We start from the raw sequence: 21,450 nt of genomic DNA, 5'->3' as shown, positions 1-21,450 counted from the left end.
CTTTAACGGGCAGTAAGATTCCTAACCCAAAATTCAGTGAAAGCTAAGGAATTAGGTGAGGAATCAACTGCTTGTTAAAGCCCGATTAGTTCAACTAATAATCAGTGAGGATGAAGAAAATCCCCATTGATTAAAGTTTCACTTTATGAGAACGATTTCATTCAGTTATTATAACAAGATTATTATTATTTACATAATAAATTGCCTAGAAAAAAGCATCTTGCTATTATTCATAGCAAGATGCTTTTTTACTCCGGTCGTTTTTTCGTCCACGTTTCTACTACTTCACCAGTATCATTTACATCTAGCACTAGGCTACCATTACTATACCGGTCTTTATTTCGATACGCTTTCGGATCAATCTCTTCTACAATGTTTTTCTCTGTCTTCATGTAAACTAATTCATCGTCCCGAACAATTTCAATACCGACAATGCGGTACGGATTACGTTTTAACTCTTTGAAAATAACAAGACCTCGCTTCGCCCTCGTTGATTTTTCAATTTCTGATGCTTTTAGACGTTTTACAGCACCACGCTGCGTTACGAGAATAAGTTGATCTTTATCACCATTTAACGGTTTACCAGAAGCGACATAGTCATCTTCTTTTAAATTAATTGCTTTCACACCAGCAGCTCTTACACCGACTGGACTTACTTCATCTTCATGGAAAATAAGTGCATATGCACCATGTGTAGCAAGAACGATATCACTCGTTCCATCTGTCGCAAATATATCGACAACTTCATCATCTTTTTTCAAGTTTACAGCAACGAATGCCCTTGAATAACGCTGAACTTTATATTGATTTAATTCTGTTTTCTTTATCATACCATTTCGTGTTACAAATACGATAAATCGTTTTTCTTCCTCAAAGTTCGGTACAACCGTTGCCCAAATGATCGTTTCATCTCGGTCGAGTGAAACGATATTTGCAACGTGCTGACCTAAATCTTTCCAACGAATATCTGGCATTTCGTATACTGGAAGATATATATAGTTCCCTTTACTTGTGAATAAAAGAACTGTTTCAGTCGTATTCGTATCGAATCGTTCAAGTAAGATGTCACCCTCTTTCATACCGAAGTCTTTGCCGTTTGATGCATTATGTGAGCGCCATCCAGTACGTTTCACATATCCTTCTTTCGTTACAGTAACGATGACATCTTCTTGTGGAATCATCACTTCTACGTCTATTTTAATTTCTTCAATTTGTTCTTCAATAATAGCACGGCGATCATCACTATATGTTTTCTTAACTCTCTTCAAATCAGTTTTAATGACTTGAAGTAATCTTTTTTCACTTTGTAAAATTGACTGTAGCTCTAGAATTTTCTTATTAAGCTCATCTGCTTCTTCTTGTAACGCCGTAATGTCTGTATTCGTTAAGCGATATAATTGCAAGGAAACAATTGCTTCCGCCTGTGCTTCTGTAAAGCCAAATTTTGCACTTAAATTATCTTTCGCATTACGTTTATCTTTTGAAGCTCGAATTGTCTCGATTACTTGATCTAAAATCGATAATGCTTTCTTTAAACCTTCTACAATATGTTGACGATTTTCTGCTTTTCTTAATTCATATTGCGAACGTCTCGTAATAACCTCTTTTTGATGTCCAATATAAGCATCCAAAATTTTTGGTAATGTCATAAGTGTTGGACGACGATTATTAATCGCTACCATATTAAAGTTATATGGAATTTGTAAATCTGTATTTTTATATAAATAATTTAAAATACCTTCGGCGTTTGCTTCTTTCTTTAATTCAACAACAATTCGTAAACCAGTACGATCTGTCTCATCACGCACTTCAGCAATACCATCTAACTTTTTATCTAGACGTAATTCATCCATTTTCTTTACAAGGTTTGCCTTATTCACTTCGTAAGGAATTTCAGTGATTACAATTTGTTGTTTCCCACCGCGCACTGTTTCAACTTCTGCTTTTCCGCGAATAATAATTTTACCTTTACCTGTTTCATACGCCTTTTTAATACCATCAATCCCTTGAATAATACCGCCTGTTGGGAAATCTGGTCCTTTCATAACTGTTAATAAATCATCAACAGTACTATTTGGCTTATCAATACGCATCATTGTAGCATCAATAACTTCTCCAAGATGATGCGGAGGAATTTCTGTTGCATAACCAGCGGAAATCCCTGTAGATCCGTTCACTAATAAATTCGGGAACGCTGCTGGTAATACAACTGGTTCTTCACTCGTATCATCAAAGTTTGACACGAATTCAACTGTTTCTTTATCAAGATCACGTAATAATTCAGATGCGATTGGTGATAAACGAGCTTCCGTATAACGCATTGCTGCCGCTGGGTCCCCATCAACACTACCGTTATTACCATGCATTTCAACTAAAACATTACGTACTTTCCAAGTTTGGCTTAAGCGTACCATTGCTTCATATACGGAGGAATCTCCATGTGGATGATAATTACCGATAACATTACCTACTGTTTTAGCTGATTTACGAAACGCTTTATCATGTACATTACCTTCTACATACATAGAATATAAAATACGTCTTTGTACTGGCTTTAAGCCATCACGTGCATCTGGAAGTGCACGATCTTGAATAATATATTTACTATAACGTGCAAAGCGATCACCTAACACGTCTTCAAGCGGGAGGTCATGAAACTTCTCTGCTTGCATGTTATTCCACCTCCGTCTCCATAATCATTTCATTTTCTAAAATATTTCCTTCTTCTTGCATACCAAACTGTACATTACGTTCAATCCATTTACGGCGCGGTTCTACTTTATCGCCCATTAATGTTGTAACGCGACGCTCTGCTCTTGCTGCATCATCAATTTTCACGCGAATTAATGTACGCGTTTCAGGATTCATTGTTGTTTCCCATAATTGATCCGCATTCATTTCACCAAGCCCTTTATAACGTTGTAACATATAGCCTTTTCCAACTTTTTTCGTTACACCGTCTAATTCCTCATCTGACCAAGCGTATTCAATTACTTCACTCTTACCTTTTCCTTTACTTACTTTGTATAAAGGAGGGAGTGCGATAAACACTTTACCCGCTTCGATAAGTGGCTTCATATATCGGTAGAAGAACGTTAATAACAATACTTGAATATGAGCTCCATCCGTATCGGCATCGGTCATAATTACAACTTTATCGTAGTTAATATCTTCAACATCAAATTCATTTCCTACACCGCCGCCAATCGCATAAATGATTGTATTAATCTCTTCATTTTTAAAGATATCAGCAAGCTTTGCTTTCTCTGTATTAATTACTTTACCACGTAATGGTAATACGGCCTGGAAACGACGGTCTCGTCCTTGTTTCGCTGAACCACCAGCAGAGTCACCCTCTACTAAATACAATTCGTTTTTCTGAGGATTACGTGATTGTGCAGGTGTTAACTTCCCGCTTAACGTACCTTCTGATTTTTTCTTCTTCTTACCACTACGTGCTTCTTCTCTCGCTTTACGAGCAGCCTCACGTGCTTGCGCTGCTTTAACTGCCTTTCTCACAAGAAGTGTAGCTACATCCGGGTTTTCCTCTAAAAAGTAAGCTAAATGCTCTGATACAATGGCATCAATAGAAGAACGAGCTTCACTTGTACCAAGTTTCCCTTTCGTTTGTCCTTCAAACTGAAGTACTTCTTCTGGTACACGTACAGAAACGATAGCCGCTACACCTTCACGAATATCTGTACCTTCTAAATTTTTATCTTTTTCTTTTAATAATGAAACTTTACGAGCATACTCATTGAACACACGCGTCATTGCTGTTTTAAATCCAGCTTCGTGTGTTCCACCATCTTTTGTACGTACGTTATTTACAAACGAAAGAATATTTTCTGAGTAACCATCATTAAACTGGAATGCTAGTTCTGCTTCAATCCCGTTTTGTTCACCAGTGAAATATACAACCGGGTGAATTGAATCTTTTTCTTCGTTTAAATATGAAACGAAAGCTTCGATTCCTGTTTCATAATGAAATATATCTTCTAAATCATTACGTTCGTCTTTTATCGAGATTTTCATTCCTTTTAATAAGAATGCAGATTCACGCAATCTCTCACATAATGTTTCATAATTGTAATTTGTCGTGCTGAAAATCGTTGTATCTGGTTTGAAGTGCATTGTCGTACCAGACTCTTTTGTTTTCCCGATTTTCTCTAACGTCGTTGCAGGAACGCCACCATTTTCAAAGCGTTGTTCATAAATGTTACCATCACGTTTAATTGTTACTACTAACCATTCTGACAAAGCGTTTACAACTGATGCCCCAACACCGTGTAAACCACCACTCGTTTTATAGCCACCTTGACCAAACTTACCACCTGCATGAAGTACAGTTAAAATAACTTCAGGTGTAGGTTTCCCAAGTTTATGCATTCCCGTAGGCATTCCTCGCCCTTTATCTATAACGCTAATACTATTATCTTTATGTATTACGACTGAAATTTCGTCGCCAAATCCCGCTAACGCTTCGTCAACGGAGTTATCTACTATTTCATATACTAAATGATGCAATCCACGGCTATCCGTACTCCCGATATACATACCCGGGCGTTTTCGAACGGCTTCAAGTCCTTCTAACACTTGAATCGCATCTTCATTATATTGGAACTGATGCTTCGCCAAACTCCTTGCCCCTTTCCTAATCCAAAATCAGAACATATGTTTCTATTATAGAATAACGCCTCGACTATAGTTTTGGCAAGTTATCTTATCTCTTTTATATACCATCTTCAATAGAAAAATCCTTGTTTTCTCACAAGGATTCCTCTAGGCTACTATTTCAGAAAAATAATCGTTTGTCAACGAGAAATGGATATGTATTCCAAGATTACACATTCCAAACCTTTATTATGATCCAAATGATCAAGATCCAAAATGGGATTACAAATAACAATCCCCAAAAACAGCCTTTAAAAAATCTCATGATGAACACCTCGTTCATCGGCCCTACTTATCTATAATGAGAGCTGAATCAATCTTTCTACTTTTAAATCTATACTATTTTGTCATCGCATGTTCTACTTTAATACAACGATCCATTATTACAGTATAGTCTTTTTCTTTTAAAAGTTTATATGTATCTTCATCTTGTACTCCTAATTGTGCCCAAAAAACATCTGCATCAATCTCTACAAATTCTTTTGCAACATCCATTAAAAACTCTGAGCGACGAAATACATTTACTATGTCAACGTGTTCCTTAATATCCTTTAGTGAAGAAACTGCCTTTTCTCCAAGCACCTCATCTACTGTTGGATTAACTGGAATAATACGGTATCCAGCATCTTGCATTGCTTTTGAAACCATATACGATGTACGTTCTGGCTTATCTGATAATCCAACAACCGCAATTGTTTTGCTTCTCTTTAACACTTCACCAATTTCCGTACGAGTTGGGTTTTCAATTGTCATAATTAATCCCTCCTATTCCTTTAGTATAGCCGATAAAGAAAGTCTCTTTCAATATGAAAGAGACTTTCTTTTATTTCGATTATTGATTCTTTGTAGCTGAATTATCTGCTAAAGTAGCCGATTTCGTCATTTTTTGACCGTTACGGTAGAATGTAACTTCTACTTTCTCGCCTACTTTTTTCTTTTCATATAAATATTTACGGAATTGAAGTGAGTTTTCTACTTTTTGATCATCTAATGCTACTACAATATCATATTGCTCTAAACCAGCTTTTTCTGCCGGTGATATTGGGTAAATTTTACCTAATACAACACCATTCGTTACTTCTTTCGGTACTTTCAATTGATTGACTGCATAAGCTTGCACATCTTCTAACGAAACGACACCTACTCCAAGAGCTGGACGTTTTACTACTCCGTCTTTTTCAAGTGATTCAATAACTGGCTTTGCGATATTAATTGGAATAGCAAATCCAATTCCTTCAACTTCTTGCTGTGCAATTTTACTTGAATTAATCCCAATTATTTCACCATTTTGGTTAAATAATGCACCACCACTATTACCAGGGTTAATCGCTGCATCTGTTTGAATAACTTGTGCTTGCCAATCTGGTCGTTTATCGCCATCAATATCAACTGGAATTTCACGTTCTTTACTACTAATAATGCCTTCCGTTACACTTCCATCAAATCCTAGTGGGTTACCGATTGCAATTGCTTTTTCACCCGCACGGATTTTACTTGAGTCACCTAAAGTTGCAACTTTATTCACATTAGAGCCGTCAATTTCAACAACAGCTAAATCTAACCAAGGATCTTTCCCTACTAACTTTGCATCTACCTTTTTACCATCACTTAGTTTTACAGCAAGTTTATTTGCACCATCTACTACGTGGTTGTTTGTTACAATATATGCTTTATTTCCTGCTTTTTTATAAATAACACCTGATCCTGAACCAGCTTGTTGTTCTTGACCTGTCGGTTGCATTGCAAATGGATCAACACTTTGCTGCATATTAATAACACCTACAACAACGTCTTTCGCTCCTTCAATCATACCAGGTAAATCAGTTTCATTTTTCGCTTTATTTACAACAGGAACTACAGTACCTTCTACTTTTGAATCCGAACTAAATGATGATACTGGTGCTCCATTATTTTGAGCCCATGGCATATATGGTGCTGCAAAACTAATCGAAACCGCTCCGACTACAGCTCCCACTAAACCTGTGAAGAAATAGCCTTTTTTACTACCTGATTTTCTCACTTCTCTCGTTTCACTATGCTCTTCATTTAAATTTGGTCCGTCGTAATATCCCATGTTTTATTTCCCCTCTCTGGTGAATTCGTATTTTCAGTATAGTCACGTTTTGTGTCCTTCTTGTGAACTCATCGTGAAATCCAATTAAAAAAATACTCCTATCTAACATTGTAGACAAGAAAAGTATTTTTTGTACATTCTACCTTCAAAAGAGAGTATAAAATTGCCATTTCCCTAGGCTAAATTACACAAATCGTTCTAGATTATTCTTCAAATTTATAACCAACTCGAATAACAGTACCGATATGCTTCGCTTTATCTCCCAACTTATTTCGAAGTTTTTTAATATGAGTATCAACTGTTCGGTCATCACCGTAATAGTCATATCCCCATAACTGGTCTAATAAATGTTGACGTGATAAAACGATTCCTTTGTTCTCCATTAAATAAACGAGAAGTTCAAATTCTTTATGTGTCAATATAATTTCTTCTCCATCTACTAAAACAGTTCTAGATAGACGATTCACTTCAATTCCAGCTAAAGACATAGCATTTTCTTCCGCTACACCTACCGCACCATCCGCACGTTTCAATAACGTCTTTGCACGAGCTACTAACACTTTCGGGCTAAATGGTTTCGTTACATACTCGTCTGCACCTAATTCGAAACCTAGCAATGTATCATCCTCATCAGAACGCGCTGTCAACATAATAATTGGTACTGCTGATTCTTTTCTAATTCGTCTACAAACAGACCATCCATCTATTTCCGGTAACATAATATCTAACATAATTAAATCAATTTCATGCTCTGCAAATAACTCTAACGCTTTTTTTCCATCTTCTGCTTCGATTACTTCAAAGCCTTCATTACGAAAATAATCACTAACAATTTCACGTAATCTTCTTTCATCTTCAACAAGCAATACTGTTTTATTCATATAATCTATCCCGCCTTTTTACTCTTTCAATCGAATAATACGTTGATTGGAGCTTCCGCGAAATGGAAGTGTTAAATCTTTTTTCTCAATTTCAAACCTTCCATCGACTAAAACATCCCCATAATGTAACAACTCTATCATATCATTATTTTGAGAACTCTGTATCTCTTCTAACGTATAACCTGTATACATCCATAGGTTTTTTTTCAAATCTTTCACGATTTTTGCTACCTTTTTCACTTCAGCAGCTTGAAAAAATGGATCTCCACCTGAAAATGTTACATCAGTTAATGGATTACTTGCAATCTCTTTCACAATTTCTTCTACTGTCATTTCCGTTCCGTTGCAAATATTCCACGATTTTGGATTATGGCAATCGACACAACGATGCGGACAGCCCGCAAAAAACACGACTGTCCGCAATCCTTCTCCATCTACTACACTATCATGAATAATATTCATCACTTTCATTTATGTTTCACCCGATCTATCTCTTCACTACGTTTCGCGCTATTCCACTTCGACATATCTCCTACAAGATAGCCTGTTATACGGCGAATTCTTTCTATATTAGCCTCATCTTCATTCCCGCAACTTGGACATTCATTTCCAATAACCCCGTGATAACTACAGCACTTACAACGGTCAACAGGATGATTAATTGAACCGTATCCAACGCCATGTTCTGCCATGGCTTGTACAATTTGTTTTAATGCCTTTTTGTTATGCATCGCTGCTCCGTCTAGTTCAATATACGTAATGTGTCCTCCATTACAGAGAGCATGAAACGGGCCTTCTAAACGGATTTTATTTATCGCTTGAATGTTATAATAAACTGGAATATGGAATGAATTCGTATAGTAATTATGGTTCGTTATACCGCTAATTACGCCAAATTCTTCTCTATCTTTTTTCACAAACTTTCCTGATAATCCTTCTGCTGGAGTTGCAATTATCGAGAAATTCAGTTGATGTTCTTCTGTCGCTTTATCCATTCTATCTCTCATAAAGGAAATAATTTCATACCCAAGTTTCCATGATTCTTCATCTTCCCCATGATGCTTTCCTGTTAAAGCTACTAAACATTCCGCAAGACCGATAAAACCAACACTTAACGTCCCTTGTTTTAAAATCGAAGCTACGGAGTCTTCAGGCTGCAATGCTTCTCCACCACGCCATACACCTTGTGAATATAAAAACTGAAAATCTCTTGCTCGCTTCGTACATTGATACGCAAATCTTTCTAATAACTGCTTAATTCCTAAATCTAAATAGTACTTTAGCGCTTCAAAAAATGCTTCTTTTGAACCACTAATTAACGCTAATTTCACTAAATTGATAGACGTAAATGATAAATTCCCTCTACCAATCGCTGTTTCTTCTCCATGTATATTAGACATAACACGGGTACGACATCCCATGTAACATACTTCACTTTCTGGTCTTCCATCATAATGCACTGCATTAAACGGAGCATCTAAAAATGAAAAGTTAGGGAATAATCGCTCTGCAGTTGTCTCTAATGCTAATTCAAATAAATCGTAATTCGGATCACTTTCTTCAAAATTCACACCTTTTTTCATCTTGAAAATTTGAATCGGAAAAATTGGTGTCTCTCCTTTACCAAGTCCAGCTTGTGTCGCTTTTAATAGTTGTTTAATTAACATTCTTCCTTCTTTTGACGTATCTGTTCCGTAATTAATAGAAATAAACGGTACTTGTCCTCCGCCCCTACTATGCATACTATTCGAATTATGAACGAAAGCCTCACACGCTTGATACGTATCATTTTCCGTTTCTTTCCATGCAAATTCTTCTATTTGTTCTTTCGTAAGCGGATATGATTGTAATCGTTTTTTATGTCTCTCAATTGTTTTTCGTACATAAGGTGCTAAATCAATATCAAAGAGTGCAAACGATTGACCGCCATGCTGCATATTTTGATTCGCTTGAAAAATAATAGACGAAAGAGCCAATGCACTTTTAATGTCTTGTGGTTGTCTCATATGTCCATGTCCAGTATGAAAACCGTTAGCAAGCATTTGCGCTAACGGAATTTGCGAACAAGTCGTCGTTCCTGTCGCATAAAAATCTAAATCATGTGGATATAATATATTTTCATTTATCGCTTTTTTCACTTGATCTGACAATAAATTCTCAACAGCATAATATTTTGCACTCTCAGATGCGAACGTTCCCATTACACCCATTGGAGAGCGGCCGTCTACATTTGCATTTTCTTGCATTAAATCTTGTTCATTGCCGTGGACTATCGTCTCGAACACTTTCATTAATTCTTCTCCACGTGTATTATTTTGTAACATTTATAACCCTCCACCAATATGTTGTTGTCTTTTGATTAAAATGTTACTACATATAGTCTTGCTGTTTCTGCGAGAAATGTAACATTACTGTGAAATTTTTTTCACGAAATAATGAATTTTTCATTTACAAAAAAGAAATGTGCTCTTTACAAATGTATGGTACAATATACGGGAAAAACTCTTTTTACCCTTTATCAACACATTTGAATAAAGGAGACTGAACTTATGGTTACTACATATCTTTTATTTATCGTTGCCTACTTACTTGGCTCGATTCCATTTGCACTAGTTGTTGGAAAAATTGGCTACGGAATCGATATTCGTGAGCACGGGAGCGGTAATCTAGGCGGAACAAACACATTCCGTACATTAGGGAAAAAAGCAGGTTTTACCGTTACAATTGCTGACATTTTAAAAGGGACATTAGCAACAAGTCTACCAATGATTTTCGGATTAGATATTCACCCACTATGGTTCGGATTAGCGGCTGTTCTTGGACATGTCTACCCGATCTTCGCGAAATTCCGTGGTGGTAAAGCAGTTGCAACTTCTGCTGGGGTGCTATTATGCTATTCACCAGTTGTTTTTGCAATATTGGCTGTTGTATTTTTCACCCTTTTATTTACAACAAGATACGTATCACTTTCTTCTATGGTAACAGCAGTTGTTGCTGTTATTGCATCCATTGTTAGCGGGGATAAAATCTTCATTATTGCGATGTGTTTATTAGCAGGTATGGTTATTTATAAACACCGTGCAAATATCGGACGAATTATAAATAAAACTGAACCAAAAGCAAACTTTTCAAAAAAGCAAAAATAAGATCGTAACCCACATAACGCAAAAAGAAAACGTGAAGCATATTAATAGCGTCTTTTTGCGTTATTTTTTATACTAAAGAAAAAGCAACATAACTTGGAGGAACTATACATGAATCTTTCCGTAACAAAAGAAGCAGCACAATGGTATAAAACTGAATTAAACTTACAATCAAATGAAACACTACGCTTTTTCGTACAATACGGTGGTTGCAGTACTGTGCAAAAAGGACTTTCTTTAGGTATTCGTAAAGATGATCCTGCACACCCTGCTGTTCAAATTCAAGAAGAAGGTATTAACTTCTTTATTGAAGGCGATGATGAATGGTTCTTCGATGGACATAATTTATCTGTTACACTTAATGAAGGTGACGACTTCCCACAATTTAATTATGAAAAATAAAAAAGCGCGGCTTCTGCCACGCTTTTTTATTTTTTCTTAATTTCCTCATATTTCGCATACCACTCAGGATATAACTTTTTAAATGATACAGGGCGGAATCCTTCTTTTTTCGCACAAATATTCGTCGTACTTGCAGTAATACAAAGATCACCATCACCATTATATATTTCATATCCATATACAACGCGAAGCGGGCTCACAGTATCTACCCATGTTTTTACGATTGCCTTTTCTCCATAACGCATCGCTTTACGATATGAAATTTGTAAATCTAACACAGGAGAAATAATTCCTTCTTTCTCCATTTCAACATATGAAAAACCTAAATCTTGTATAAGTTTCGTGCGACCTAACTCAAGCCACACTAAGTAGTTTGAATGGTAAACAACACCCATTTGATCTGTTTCCGCATAACGGATTTCAACTTCATGTTCTGCTACAAACATATGTATTCGCCTTCTTTCACTTCTGCTACCTTGCATACATTTAATCATAATACAGTAACATCAAAAATAAAATAAAAACAGTGAATCTTTTACTGAAAGGAGCCAGCATATGATTCAAATTGTAACTGTTCGTAGTGGTGATAGCGTATATAGCTTGGCATCAAAATATGGATCAACACCTGACGAAATAGTAAAAGACAATGGACTAAATCCAGCTGAAACGCTCGTTGTTGGTCAGGCACTTATCGTTAATACGAAAGGAAATAATTATTATGTACAGCCTGGTGACAGCCTATATCGAATTTCTCAAACATATAATGTCCCCCTCGCTAGTTTAGCTAAAGTTAATAATTTATCTTTAAAATCTATTCTCCATGTCGGACAACAATTATATGTACCAAAAGGCACAAAACGAGCTGTAGAATCCATCGCTTATTTACAACCTTCAACTATACCGATTAAAGAGAGTTTAGTTAATGCGACACGCGCCATCAATCCATTTTTAACATACTTAGCCTATTTTAGTTTTGAGGCAAAAAGAGATGGCACATTAAAAGAACCTACTGAAACAGCTAAAATTGCTAATATTGCAACGCAAGGTAAAACAATCCCTATGCTCGTTATTACAAATATTGAAAATGGTAATTTCAGTGCCGATCTAACATCAGTTATTTTACGCGACGCAACGATTCAAAACAAATTTATTACTAACATTTTGCAAACAGCTCAAAAATATGGCATGCGAGACATTCATTTCGATTTCGAGAGTGTAGCACCTGAAGACCGCGAGGCGTATAATCGCTTTTTACGAAATGTAAAAACACGCTTACCTAGCGGGTACACATTGAGCACAACTCTCGTACCGAAAACAAGTTCAAATCAAAAGGGAAAATTTTTCGAAGCTCACGATTATAAAGCGCAAGGGCAAATTGTTGATTTCGTCGTCATTATGACATATGACTGGGGATGGCAAGGCGGTCCACCGATGGCGATTTCTCCTATCGGTCCAGTGAAAGAAGTACTTCAATATGCAAAATCTCAAATGCCTCCACAAAAAATTATGATGGGGCAAAATTTATACGGGTTTGATTGGAAGCTTCCATTTAAACAAGGAAATCCACCCGCAAAAGCAATTAGCTCTGTCGCAGCTGTTGCACTAGCTCGTAAATATAATGTTCCTATTCGTTATGATTTCACAGCCCAAGCTCCTCATTTTAATTATTTTGATGAAAACGGCGTGCAACACGAAGTTTGGTTTGAAGATTCACGGTCTGTTCAAAGTAAATTCAATTTAATGAAAGAACAAGGTATAGGTGGTATTAGTTACTGGAAAATCGGTTTACCATTCCCGCAAAATTGGCGTTTACTCGTTGAAAATTTCACGATTACGAAAAAGGGCTGACAAAAGTCAGCCCTTTTTTTCATATTACTGCTAAAAACTCATCTTTCATTTCCTCACAAAAAAGAAGAATGATAACATTCTCCTTTTTAACCGTTATCAACAATCGGTTGTTTACCTGTTTGATCTTGCATTTGCTTTCCTTTATTTCCACCAGCTTTTTTCGATTGTGTTCCAATATGATTTGGTGCAAAGTCTTTTGAATTTTTTTTCGGATTACCCATTACTATCGCCTCCTTAACACTAGTATCGTACTAGCGTTAAGAATTATTCAGCTTGCTTAAAAAGTTTCATTTCATAACGTTTTTCGATGCGCTCTTCAATGCGATCAATTGCATCACGATCGCTTAATAATTGTTGTTTATTTTCATTTACAAGTTCTTCAAACGATTTACGGCGACTTCTTCTCATGTTGTTCACCCTCTCTCCTTCACTTTCTTATTACATAGTATGAGCAAACGAAAAACTCTTTAATCAGATTTGTAAGAAAATTTTATGTTTTAGTACTCCTAAAAAAACTCCGTGTACAATATATTGTACACGGAGTTTTTTATACCATAATATTTAAATACTCTTTCAACTTTTCATCTGCATTCATTTCATTTTCTTTATAATCATGAAGCGCCTGTAACACAAAATCATACTGTTCTAAAATATAACTTTCTAATTTCATAACATCCTCTAAGCTATTAAGCATAATTCTCGTATTACCAACTTCACTTTTTAACGCTGGTTCACATTTTAAGCTTGTACATATTTCTTTCACATCATCTTCTAATATCTCTGTTAATATATATTTCTTTCGCCCTTTTACCTTTACTCTCATAACTGGATAAAAAGCTTTTATATCTAAATAACTTCCTACATTCATACAACGTAGCCATTCTACATTACGTTTATTACGTGCAAGCATTTCTTTCACCGCTTCGTATACTACGATTTCATCAAGTGAGACCTTATTTACTTTTCTCTGTCCTTCTTCTTCAATAGCTGCACACTTTTGATAAACAGCAGCACACGTAATGCAATCGTCAAATGCATTATGAGAGCTTAAACGAATTCCAAGCATTCGCTTTAACGTTTCAAGTTTATGATTAGGCGCATGCTTCATGTATTTCTTCGCTAAAAATACAGTATCAATTACTTTATTTTTAGGTTCAGGTAGCCCTAGCATATTTACATTACTTTTCAAAAAGCGCATATCAAAAGAAGCATTATGGGCCACAATAACATTTGTATGTAAAAATGCTAAAAATAAAGGTAATACCTCTTCAATCGTCGGTGCATCTGAAACACGATAATTGGTAATACCGGTTAAACTCGTTATTCGGTCCGGAATTGGCCGCTCTGGATTCACGTATGAAACAAATTGATCTACCAGTTCATGATTACGATATTTCACCGCTGCAACTTGAATAATTTTATCATTATAAGGGTTAAATCCTGTTGTTTCAAAATCAATTACAACATAATCTAACGGTAAGGATACATTCCCCACTCCATACACTCCTTTATCTCTAAACGATTATATTTCTTACATCATATCATGAAGTTATTACTACTTGAAAAAGAAAAGGCAGAAATGGGAACTCTCCACCTCTACCTTTTCACCATTATTTTAATTTAGCAACCCTTTTCTCCATCTCTTTTTGCGTCATCGGCCCAATAAACTTATCTTGAATGACACCTTTTGTATCTATAAAATACGAAGTTGGAATCGTAATTACTTTATACGCTGTTGTCACATCAATGTTCTTGTCCAATAAAATAGGAAAAGTAATTCCTTTTTCTTTAGCAAAATTGCTTACCTTTTCTTCCCCCCCACCTTTTTCTGAAGGCGTATAGTTGATTGCTAAAATTTCTACGTTTTCTTTATGTTCTTTATAGAAAGCCTCCATATCCGGCATTTCTTGTTGGCAAGGTCCACACCACGTTGCCCAAAAGTTTAAAATCACTTTCTTTCCTTTTAAATCTGATAGCTTTACATTCGTTCCATCTAACTTCGTTAATTCGAAGTCTGGCGCACTCTTCCCTATTTCAATACCATTCCTTGCGATAATCTCTTTCATCGCAGCTTCACTTTTTTCTTGCTTCACTTTTACCGCCTGCTCTTTATTACCAAACTGTTCATAAGCTGCGTATCCCGCTAAACAAAGTAACACTACAATAATCGTAAGCTTCCGCCACATTTTATATCACCCTAACGTATTATCTTCTTTTAACACATTCATCAAAATACTATATACCTTATTTTAGCTTATACGGACAAGCTTGGAAATATTCAGAGTCGAAATAATTAGAATATTCTTATTTAAAGTGTAATTTTTTCCTTTTTATCATATAATTAGAAAAACAGATGAAGTGTTGTTTATCTTCTTATGGGCCCATTCACCTTTTTACTTTCGTACTTATATAAACTTCAACAAAAGGGGGATTTTTTATGAATTCATTCGAAAAAATAACATTATATATTCTTAGTTTTCTTTTATACCCAATCGGTATTATTACATGGATCATTTCACTCTTTAGTAACGATCTTGAAAAAAAGAACATAGGGCGTATTTGTCTTTACATCTCTCTAGTCTCATTCGTCCTTTTCTTAATCCTTGGAATTGCAACTTTCCTTATGACTGCTACTTTTAACTTCGATTTGAATCATTCAGAATCTATCGAGTATCAAATAAATGACGCTGAATAAAGATAAGAGCATTGCTCTTATCTTTATTCACATCTCTTAAAAAACGAATGACTATTTATTAATTTTTCAGGACTTCCACATGCTACAATACTTCCTTCTTTCATGATGACAACGCGATCTGCTAGTATTACTTTCTCTACATCATGTGTCGCCACAATTCTCGTGACCTCTCTTCCTAGTCCTTCTATCATATTCCAAATCAATTCTTGATTGTCCGGATCTAACCCCGCAGTCGGTTCATCTAAAATAATAAGATTTGGATTTGAAACAATGGCACGTAATAATGCAAGACGTTTCCTTTCTCCTCCCGAAAACTCTTCACCACTTTTATGTAATACAGTTTGAACCCCTTCAGATATCCCCCTAATTATCGGCTTCACATTAACGAGTTCAATATTTTTTTCTAACTGTTTTTCTAAATACTCTTCTCCGAAATACATATTCTCTTTTACTGTCGTCCGAAAGAAACGAGGTTCTTGCCACACTGTAGTCATACGAGCTTCATTACCATAATAAGCAATGCTACCGTTAGATGGTTTATACAAGCCCGTTATTAACTTTAAAAGAGTTGTTTTTCCTGCACCGCTTTCTCCCACAATAATAACGAGTTCACCAGGACGAATTTGCAAAGCAATATTATGAATTCTGCATTTCTCTTCAGTATTCTCCTGAAATGAAACATTTTCCATCCTGATCCCCATCGCTCTTTCTACATTGCTATCTGCTGCTCGTTTATTTAGAAAGCAAAAAACTCTATTTGCCGAAGCGACTGCAACTTGTGTCATTACTAATAAATCGCCCACATAACGAACAGGGAAAAAGAGCATCTCAATTGTCGCTAACACTGCAACGAGTGAACCAACTTCCATTTCCCCCTTCGCTATTTTTTGCGCGCCTATAATGAGAACAACGATATATGCTCCTGTTTCAATCACTGTTCCAACTACTCCAATGCAATGTTGCATCATCGTCTTCTTTACTTCCGATTTATAAGATTGTGCCGTTACTCCCTTAAATAAGCGAATGGCCCATTTTTCTTTTTGCAAACTACGTAAATCTTGTACTCCTTTTACAAACTGTGACACCATCTCTACAACAGTTGATTGATTTTTTTGAGCAATACTGGCAATATTTCTTACCTTCTTCCCCAAAAGCATTGGAAGGAACCGTTGCACTTAAAAATAAAAACGGAGTTACCCACAATATGAACTGTATATCTATATGTTGTAGTGCTATGAACGCACCTACAAATTGCGCAACGGCGTGTATATATTCTATTAATATAGAACCATATAATCTGACCCAGTTTGGAATATCAGACACAACTAACGTCTCTAACTCTCCTTGTTTAATTTTCTCACTCTCTTCAAACGGTAATAAGAAAAAATGACGTAATACATCTATACGCTTCTCTCGTAATATTCGCTGACTTGCTTTGGAGCTTACATAATCAACTGAAAGATTATTTATCCACATCAACAAGCGACTTGCTGCAAACAAAGTAATGTAAAGATACACTCCCTTTAGCTCTCGTTGAATAAGATTATCTACAATTAATCCCATGAATAGTGGACGGGATAAGTTTAAAATAGCCGCAAAGAGTCCACTGCATACAGCTGCTATTACTAATAATTTTTCTTTCTGTACCGGTAACAGTATTCTTTTATATTCTTTCATGACGTTCCCCCCATTTTTTATAATAAAAAGAAAGGGATGAAACCATATGGTTTCATCCCTTTCCATAAAATAAGGAAGCTAACAATTGCCAGCTTCCTTATCGTTCATTTCAATTATTTAGTTTGACACTTTAGACTCTTCGATTTTCTCACGAAGAACCATTTGCAGAATACCACCGTGACGGTAGTAGTCAATTTCAACTTCACTATCGAAACGAGCTACTACTTCAAATTGTTTTTCGTTGCCATCTAAATCAGTTGCAACTACTTTTACAAGATCGCGTGGTCTAACTGTTTTGTCGATTTGAATTTCAAATGACTCGTTACCAACAAGACCTAATGTTTCAGCGCTTTCGCCATCTTTAAATTGAAGTGGTAATACGCCCATTAACACTAAGTTACTGCGGTGAATACGTTCGAAGCTTTCTGCGATTACTGCTTTAATACCTAATAAGTTAGTACCTTTCGCAGCCCAGTCACGTGAACTTCCCATACCGTAATCTTTACCAGCAACAACTAGAAGACCAGTTCCATCTTCTTTATATTTCATAGCAGCATCATAGATAGATGTTACTTCACCAGTTGGCCAATATGTTGTATATCCGCCCTCTGTTCCTGGTGCGATTTGGTTTTTAATACGGATGTTTGCAAATGTACCACGCATCATAACTTCATGGTTACCACGACGAGAACCGTAAGAGTTAAAGTCAACTGGTTGTACGCCGTTTTCTAATAAGTAGCGTCCAGCTGGTGTGTGCTTACCAATTGAACCTGCTGGTGAAATGTGGTCTGTCGTTACAGAATCACCAAATTTACCAACTATGCGTAAACCTGATAACGTTTCAACTTCACCTGGCTCTTTAGATAACCCTTCAAAGAATGGTGGGTTTTGAATGTATGTTGAATCATTATCCCAAGTATATAAAGCTTCGTTTGAAGTTTGGATTTCATTCCAACGCTCATTGCTATTAAATACTTGTGCATATTCTTTCTTGAATAGTTCAGATGTAACAACGCTTTGAACTACATCTTCAATTTCTTTAGCTGATGGCCAAATATCGTTGAAGTAAACAGCATTGCCATTTGCATCCTTACCGATTTCATCATTTTTCAGGTCAATATCAACAGTACCTGCAAGTGCATATGCCACAACAAGTGGTGGTGATGCTAAGTAGTTTGCTTTTACAAGAGGATGAATACGACCTTCAAAGTTACGGTTACCAGATAAAACAGATGTTACTAATAAGTCGTTTGCTGCGATTGCTTCTTCTAATTCTGGCGCTAATGGACCAGAGTTACCGATACAAGTCGTACAGCCGTAACCAACTGTTTGGAAACCTAATTGATCTAAATATGTTGTTAAACCAGACTTATCTAAGTACTCTGTAACAACTTTAGATCCTGGTGCTAATGATGTTTTTACGTACTCAGGTACTACAAGTCCTTTTTCAATTGCTTTCTTCGCAACTAGACCTGCCCCGATTAATACATATGGGTTTGATGTATTTGTACAGCTTGTAATTGCAGCGATTGCAATTGCACCTGTTTTCATCGTTACTTCTTTATCTTCTAATGTAACCTTCACTTCTTTATCGAACTCTTGCTCATTAAATCCAAGTCCTTGTGTTCCAACTGGTGCTAAAACAGCTTTGTGGAACGCATCTTTCATATCTGAAAGTGGAATTAAATCTTGTGGGCGTTTCGGTCCAGAAAGGTTAGATTCGATTGTATTTAAATCAATTTCAACAAGATCAGTGTAGATTGGATCTTTACTGTCTGCTGTATAGAATAAACCGTTCGCTTTACAGTATTCTTCAACAATACGAATTTGCTCTTCATCTCTACCTGTTAAACGTAAGTATTCTAATGAAATATCATCGATTGGGAAGAATCCACAAGTTGCGCCGTATTCTGGTGCCATATTTGAAATTGTTGCACGGTCAGCTAAAGGCATGCTCTTTAGTCCATTACCGAAGAACTCAACAAATTTACCAACTACACCTTTTTGACGTAATACTTGTGTTACTTTTAATGCAACGTCTGTTGCTGTAGTACCACTTGGAAGTGTGCCAGTTAATTTCACACCGATTACTTCAGGTACTGGGAAATATGAAGGCTGTCCAAGCATTCCTGCTTCTGCTTCAATACCACCAACGCCCCATCCAAGAACGCCGATACCGTTAATCATTGTTGTATGTGAGTCTGTTCCAACTAATGAATCTGGGTATGCAACTAAGTCACCTTCAGCATTTTTCACAGCATGAACAACTGGTGCTAAATATTCAAGGTTTACTTGGTGTACAATGCCTGTAGCTGGTGGAACTGCACGGTAGTTATCAAATGATTTTTGTGCCCAGCTTAAAAATTTATAACGTTCTTCATTACGTTTAAACTCTAAGTCCATGTTGAATGCAAGCGCGTCTGCCGTACCCGCTCTATCAACCTGTACAGAGTGATCAATTACAAGGTCTACAGTAATTTCAGGATTAATTTTGTCAGGATCCCCACCCATGTCTGCCATTGCTTTACGAAGCGAAGCCAAATCAACAACAGCTGGAACACCAGTGAAATCTTGTAAAATTACACGAGATGGTTTAAATGGAACATCGATATCTTGCACATCTTTCGTTCCCCATTTCGCTAAATTTGTAACATGCTCTTCTGTGATTACACGTCCGTCTACTTGACGAAGTACTGATTCAAGTAAAACTTTCACGGAATATGGTAATTGAGATACGTTGCCAACCCCTGCATTTTCAAGCGCTTTCAAATCATAATAATGATACGTTTTTCCATCTACTTCAAAAGTTGCACGTGATTGAAATGGATTATGTTTGACCATTATGTTTCCCCCCTGTTAAACGTGACTAAGTTGTCTGAATATAAAATGTAGACAAACTTTTCAATACCTTACGATAATATCTTATTACAACTTTCTAAATAAGTAAATAATAAGAAACTTATAGATTATCATAAGTTTTCTTTATGTTTCTAAATTTGAATAGCTTTCATGCTCCTTATGAATACTATTATCATAAAGTAAAGTGCTCTATCAGCAGTTTACTTACAGTTCATACATACTATGAACTGCTCATCATGCAACATACAAAAAATGTTATAGAGGTGAAATAAAATGGGTAAACGAAAAGCAAATCATACTATTTCAGGAATGAATGCTGCATCCGCACAAGGACAAGGTGCTGGTTATAACGAAGAATTTGCAAATGAGAATTTAACTCCTGCAGAGCGACAAAATAATAAGAAACGCAAAAAGAACCAGTAACGAAAAATCCCAAAAGGTCTATTTTCCTTTTGGGATTTTTTCTAATGTTTATAACGCAGTAATTCCGAAACCGTTACAAATCGATAGCCCTGCTTTTTCAGCTCAGGCAAAATTTTTGCTAGCGCTGCTACTGTTTGACTACGATCATTTCCACCATCATGTAACAATACAATATCGCCACTTTTAGCATTTTTCACTACATGATTGACAATGGATTCAACCCCTGGATTTGCCCAATCACGTGGGTCTTGATGCCACGACCATAGAACGGTTTGATAACCGGCTTCTTTAGCTGTTTTAAATACAGCATCGTTAATATATCCGCCTGGAGGACGGAATAGTAAAGGCTCTTTCACCCATTTTTCAAAATATTTCTTTCCATCCAGAATGTCATTTTTTAATTTTTCATCTGATGAGTTATTTGCATACAAATGATTCATCGTATGATTTCCAATTTCATGCCCATCTTTTAAAACTTGCTTTACTAAGTATGGATTACGCTGAACTCGAAATCCAATCATAAAAAATGTCGCTTCAGCCTTATATTGACGTAATAAATTTAAAACTTGTGGTGTATACGTTGGATCTGGTCCATCATCAAATGTAATTGCAATAATTTTTTCATTATTAGGTACTTCCCATGTTACATAACCGGTTGGTTCTAGCTCTTTTCTGAGCAACATTTTCGCTTCCACTTTTTCCACTTGAAATATATGTACTGCGCATAATAAAGAAAAAACGATTAAAAAAATCTTCTGTTTTAACATAACGTTC

General features: G+C 36.1%; 19 protein-coding genes and 1 pseudogene. 5 read left to right on the top strand and 15 right to left on the bottom strand.

Annotated features, from left to right (window positions below; translation table 11 throughout):
* Positions 1 to 248: 248 nt before the first annotated feature.
* From parC to ACQRBL_RS17730, 7 genes are all read right to left on the bottom strand, one after another.
* Positions 249 to 2,672 (bottom strand): DNA topoisomerase IV subunit A, encoded by a 2,424-nt coding sequence (gene parC / locus ACQRBL_RS17760; RefSeq protein WP_001147467.1) that lies wholly within the window; start codon positions 2,670 to 2,672, stop codon positions 249 to 251.
* Position 2,673: 1 nt separating this feature from the next.
* Positions 2,674 to 4,638 carry a DNA topoisomerase IV subunit B gene (parE, locus tag ACQRBL_RS17755; protein WP_001062197.1) on the bottom strand — a complete coding sequence of 655 codons (1,965 nt, stop codon included), beginning with the start codon at positions 4,636 to 4,638 and terminating at the stop codon, positions 2,674 to 2,676.
* A gap of 375 nt (positions 4,639 to 5,013) precedes the next feature.
* Positions 5,014 to 5,427 carry a CoA-binding protein gene (locus tag ACQRBL_RS17750; RefSeq protein WP_000151397.1) on the bottom strand — a complete coding sequence of 138 codons (414 nt, stop codon included), beginning with the start codon at positions 5,425 to 5,427 and terminating at the stop codon, positions 5,014 to 5,016.
* 79 nt (positions 5,428 to 5,506) lie between these two features.
* Positions 5,507 to 6,748, bottom strand: coding sequence for a S1C family serine protease (locus tag ACQRBL_RS17745; RefSeq protein WP_000542643.1), 1,242 nt, complete (start codon positions 6,746 to 6,748; stop codon positions 5,507 to 5,509).
* Between the two features lie 203 nt (positions 6,749 to 6,951).
* A complete protein-coding gene (locus ACQRBL_RS17740) occupies positions 6,952 to 7,629 on the bottom strand; it encodes a response regulator transcription factor (protein WP_001044679.1) in 678 nt (225 codons plus the stop codon).
* 18 nt (positions 7,630 to 7,647) lie between these two features.
* Positions 7,648 to 8,100: an anaerobic ribonucleoside-triphosphate reductase activating protein gene (gene nrdG, locus ACQRBL_RS17735; RefSeq protein ID WP_000867072.1), complete on the bottom strand. Its 453-nt coding sequence runs from the start codon at positions 8,098 to 8,100 to the stop codon at positions 7,648 to 7,650.
* Positions 8,097 to 9,953, bottom strand: a complete 1,857-nt coding sequence (locus ACQRBL_RS17730; protein ID WP_411996163.1) for an anaerobic ribonucleoside triphosphate reductase — start codon at positions 9,951 to 9,953, stop codon at positions 8,097 to 8,099. Before ACQRBL_RS17730 ends, nrdG begins: the two co-directional genes overlap by 4 nt.
* A 225-nt stretch (positions 9,954 to 10,178) precedes the next feature.
* Between ACQRBL_RS17730 and plsY the strand changes: the two genes are divergently transcribed.
* Together plsY and ACQRBL_RS17720 are read left to right on the top strand one after the other, a co-directional pair.
* Positions 10,179 to 10,775, top strand: coding sequence for a glycerol-3-phosphate 1-O-acyltransferase PlsY (plsY, locus tag ACQRBL_RS17725; protein WP_000258974.1), 597 nt, complete (start codon positions 10,179 to 10,181; stop codon positions 10,773 to 10,775).
* Positions 10,776 to 10,883: 108 nt separating this feature from the next.
* Positions 10,884 to 11,174 carry a HesB/YadR/YfhF family protein gene (locus ACQRBL_RS17720; protein WP_001054455.1) on the top strand — a complete coding sequence of 97 codons (291 nt, stop codon included), beginning with the start codon at positions 10,884 to 10,886 and terminating at the stop codon, positions 11,172 to 11,174.
* A gap of 26 nt (positions 11,175 to 11,200) precedes the next feature.
* On the opposite strand, the gene ACQRBL_RS17715 is transcribed toward ACQRBL_RS17720, so the two are convergent.
* The gene (locus tag ACQRBL_RS17715) at positions 11,201 to 11,620 is read right to left on the bottom strand and encodes an acyl-CoA thioesterase (RefSeq protein ID WP_000495808.1); all 420 of its coding nucleotides are present in this window, start codon (positions 11,618 to 11,620) and stop codon (positions 11,201 to 11,203) included.
* Between the two features lie 109 nt (positions 11,621 to 11,729).
* On the opposite strand from ACQRBL_RS17715, the gene ACQRBL_RS17710 reads away from it, so the two are divergent.
* The gene (locus ACQRBL_RS17710; RefSeq protein WP_000614858.1) at positions 11,730 to 13,022 is read left to right on the top strand and encodes a glycosyl hydrolase family 18 protein; all 1,293 of its coding nucleotides are present in this window, start codon (positions 11,730 to 11,732) and stop codon (positions 13,020 to 13,022) included.
* Between the two features lie 86 nt (positions 13,023 to 13,108).
* On the opposite strand, the gene sspN is transcribed toward ACQRBL_RS17710, so the two are convergent.
* The 4 genes from sspN to ACQRBL_RS17690 form a co-directional block, all read right to left on the bottom strand.
* Positions 13,109 to 13,243 carry an acid-soluble spore protein SspN gene (sspN, locus tag ACQRBL_RS17705; protein ID WP_000527987.1) on the bottom strand — a complete coding sequence of 45 codons (135 nt, stop codon included), beginning with the start codon at positions 13,241 to 13,243 and terminating at the stop codon, positions 13,109 to 13,111.
* Positions 13,244 to 13,286: 43 nt separating this feature from the next.
* Complete coding sequence (locus ACQRBL_RS17700) at positions 13,287 to 13,430, bottom strand: FbpB family small basic protein (RefSeq protein WP_001254699.1); 144 nt, start codon at positions 13,428 to 13,430, stop codon at positions 13,287 to 13,289.
* 139 nt (positions 13,431 to 13,569) lie between these two features.
* The gene (locus ACQRBL_RS17695; protein WP_023522723.1) at positions 13,570 to 14,517 is read right to left on the bottom strand and encodes a 3'-5' exonuclease; all 948 of its coding nucleotides are present in this window, start codon (positions 14,515 to 14,517) and stop codon (positions 13,570 to 13,572) included.
* A gap of 115 nt (positions 14,518 to 14,632) precedes the next feature.
* Positions 14,633 to 15,208, bottom strand: coding sequence for a redoxin domain-containing protein (locus ACQRBL_RS17690; protein ID WP_000269083.1), 576 nt, complete (start codon positions 15,206 to 15,208; stop codon positions 14,633 to 14,635).
* 251 nt (positions 15,209 to 15,459) lie between these two features.
* Between ACQRBL_RS17690 and ACQRBL_RS17685 the strand changes: the two genes are divergently transcribed.
* The gene (locus ACQRBL_RS17685; RefSeq protein WP_023522724.1) at positions 15,460 to 15,717 is read left to right on the top strand and encodes a hypothetical protein; all 258 of its coding nucleotides are present in this window, start codon (positions 15,460 to 15,462) and stop codon (positions 15,715 to 15,717) included.
* A gap of 23 nt (positions 15,718 to 15,740) precedes the next feature.
* Here the strand turns inward: ACQRBL_RS17685 and ACQRBL_RS17680 are convergent.
* Both ACQRBL_RS17680 and acnA read right to left on the bottom strand, forming a co-directional pair.
* Positions 15,741 to 17,394, bottom strand: a pseudogene (locus tag ACQRBL_RS17680) (ABC transporter ATP-binding protein).
* A 117-nt stretch (positions 17,395 to 17,511) separates the two neighbouring features.
* Positions 17,512 to 20,235, bottom strand: a complete 2,724-nt coding sequence (gene acnA, locus ACQRBL_RS17675) for an aconitate hydratase AcnA (RefSeq protein ID WP_023522726.1) — start codon at positions 20,233 to 20,235, stop codon at positions 17,512 to 17,514.
* 291 nt (positions 20,236 to 20,526) lie between these two features.
* Here acnA and sspO point away from each other — a divergent pair, with 291 nt between their 5' ends.
* Positions 20,527 to 20,676 carry an acid-soluble spore protein SspO gene (gene sspO, locus ACQRBL_RS17670; protein ID WP_000518052.1) on the top strand — a complete coding sequence of 50 codons (150 nt, stop codon included), beginning with the start codon at positions 20,527 to 20,529 and terminating at the stop codon, positions 20,674 to 20,676.
* Between the two features lie 41 nt (positions 20,677 to 20,717).
* On the opposite strand, the gene pdaB is transcribed toward sspO, so the two are convergent.
* Complete coding sequence (pdaB, locus tag ACQRBL_RS17665) at positions 20,718 to 21,443, bottom strand: polysaccharide deacetylase family sporulation protein PdaB (RefSeq protein ID WP_109737209.1); 726 nt, start codon at positions 21,441 to 21,443, stop codon at positions 20,718 to 20,720.
* Positions 21,444 to 21,450 lie beyond the last annotated feature (7 nt).

It is taken from the genome of Bacillus sp. AF62, from assembly GCF_050312695.1.
Lineage (GTDB): Bacteria > Bacillota > Bacilli > Bacillales > Bacillaceae_G > Bacillus_A > Bacillus_A cereus.
This window is presented reverse-complemented; position numbering and strand designations above follow the sequence as displayed.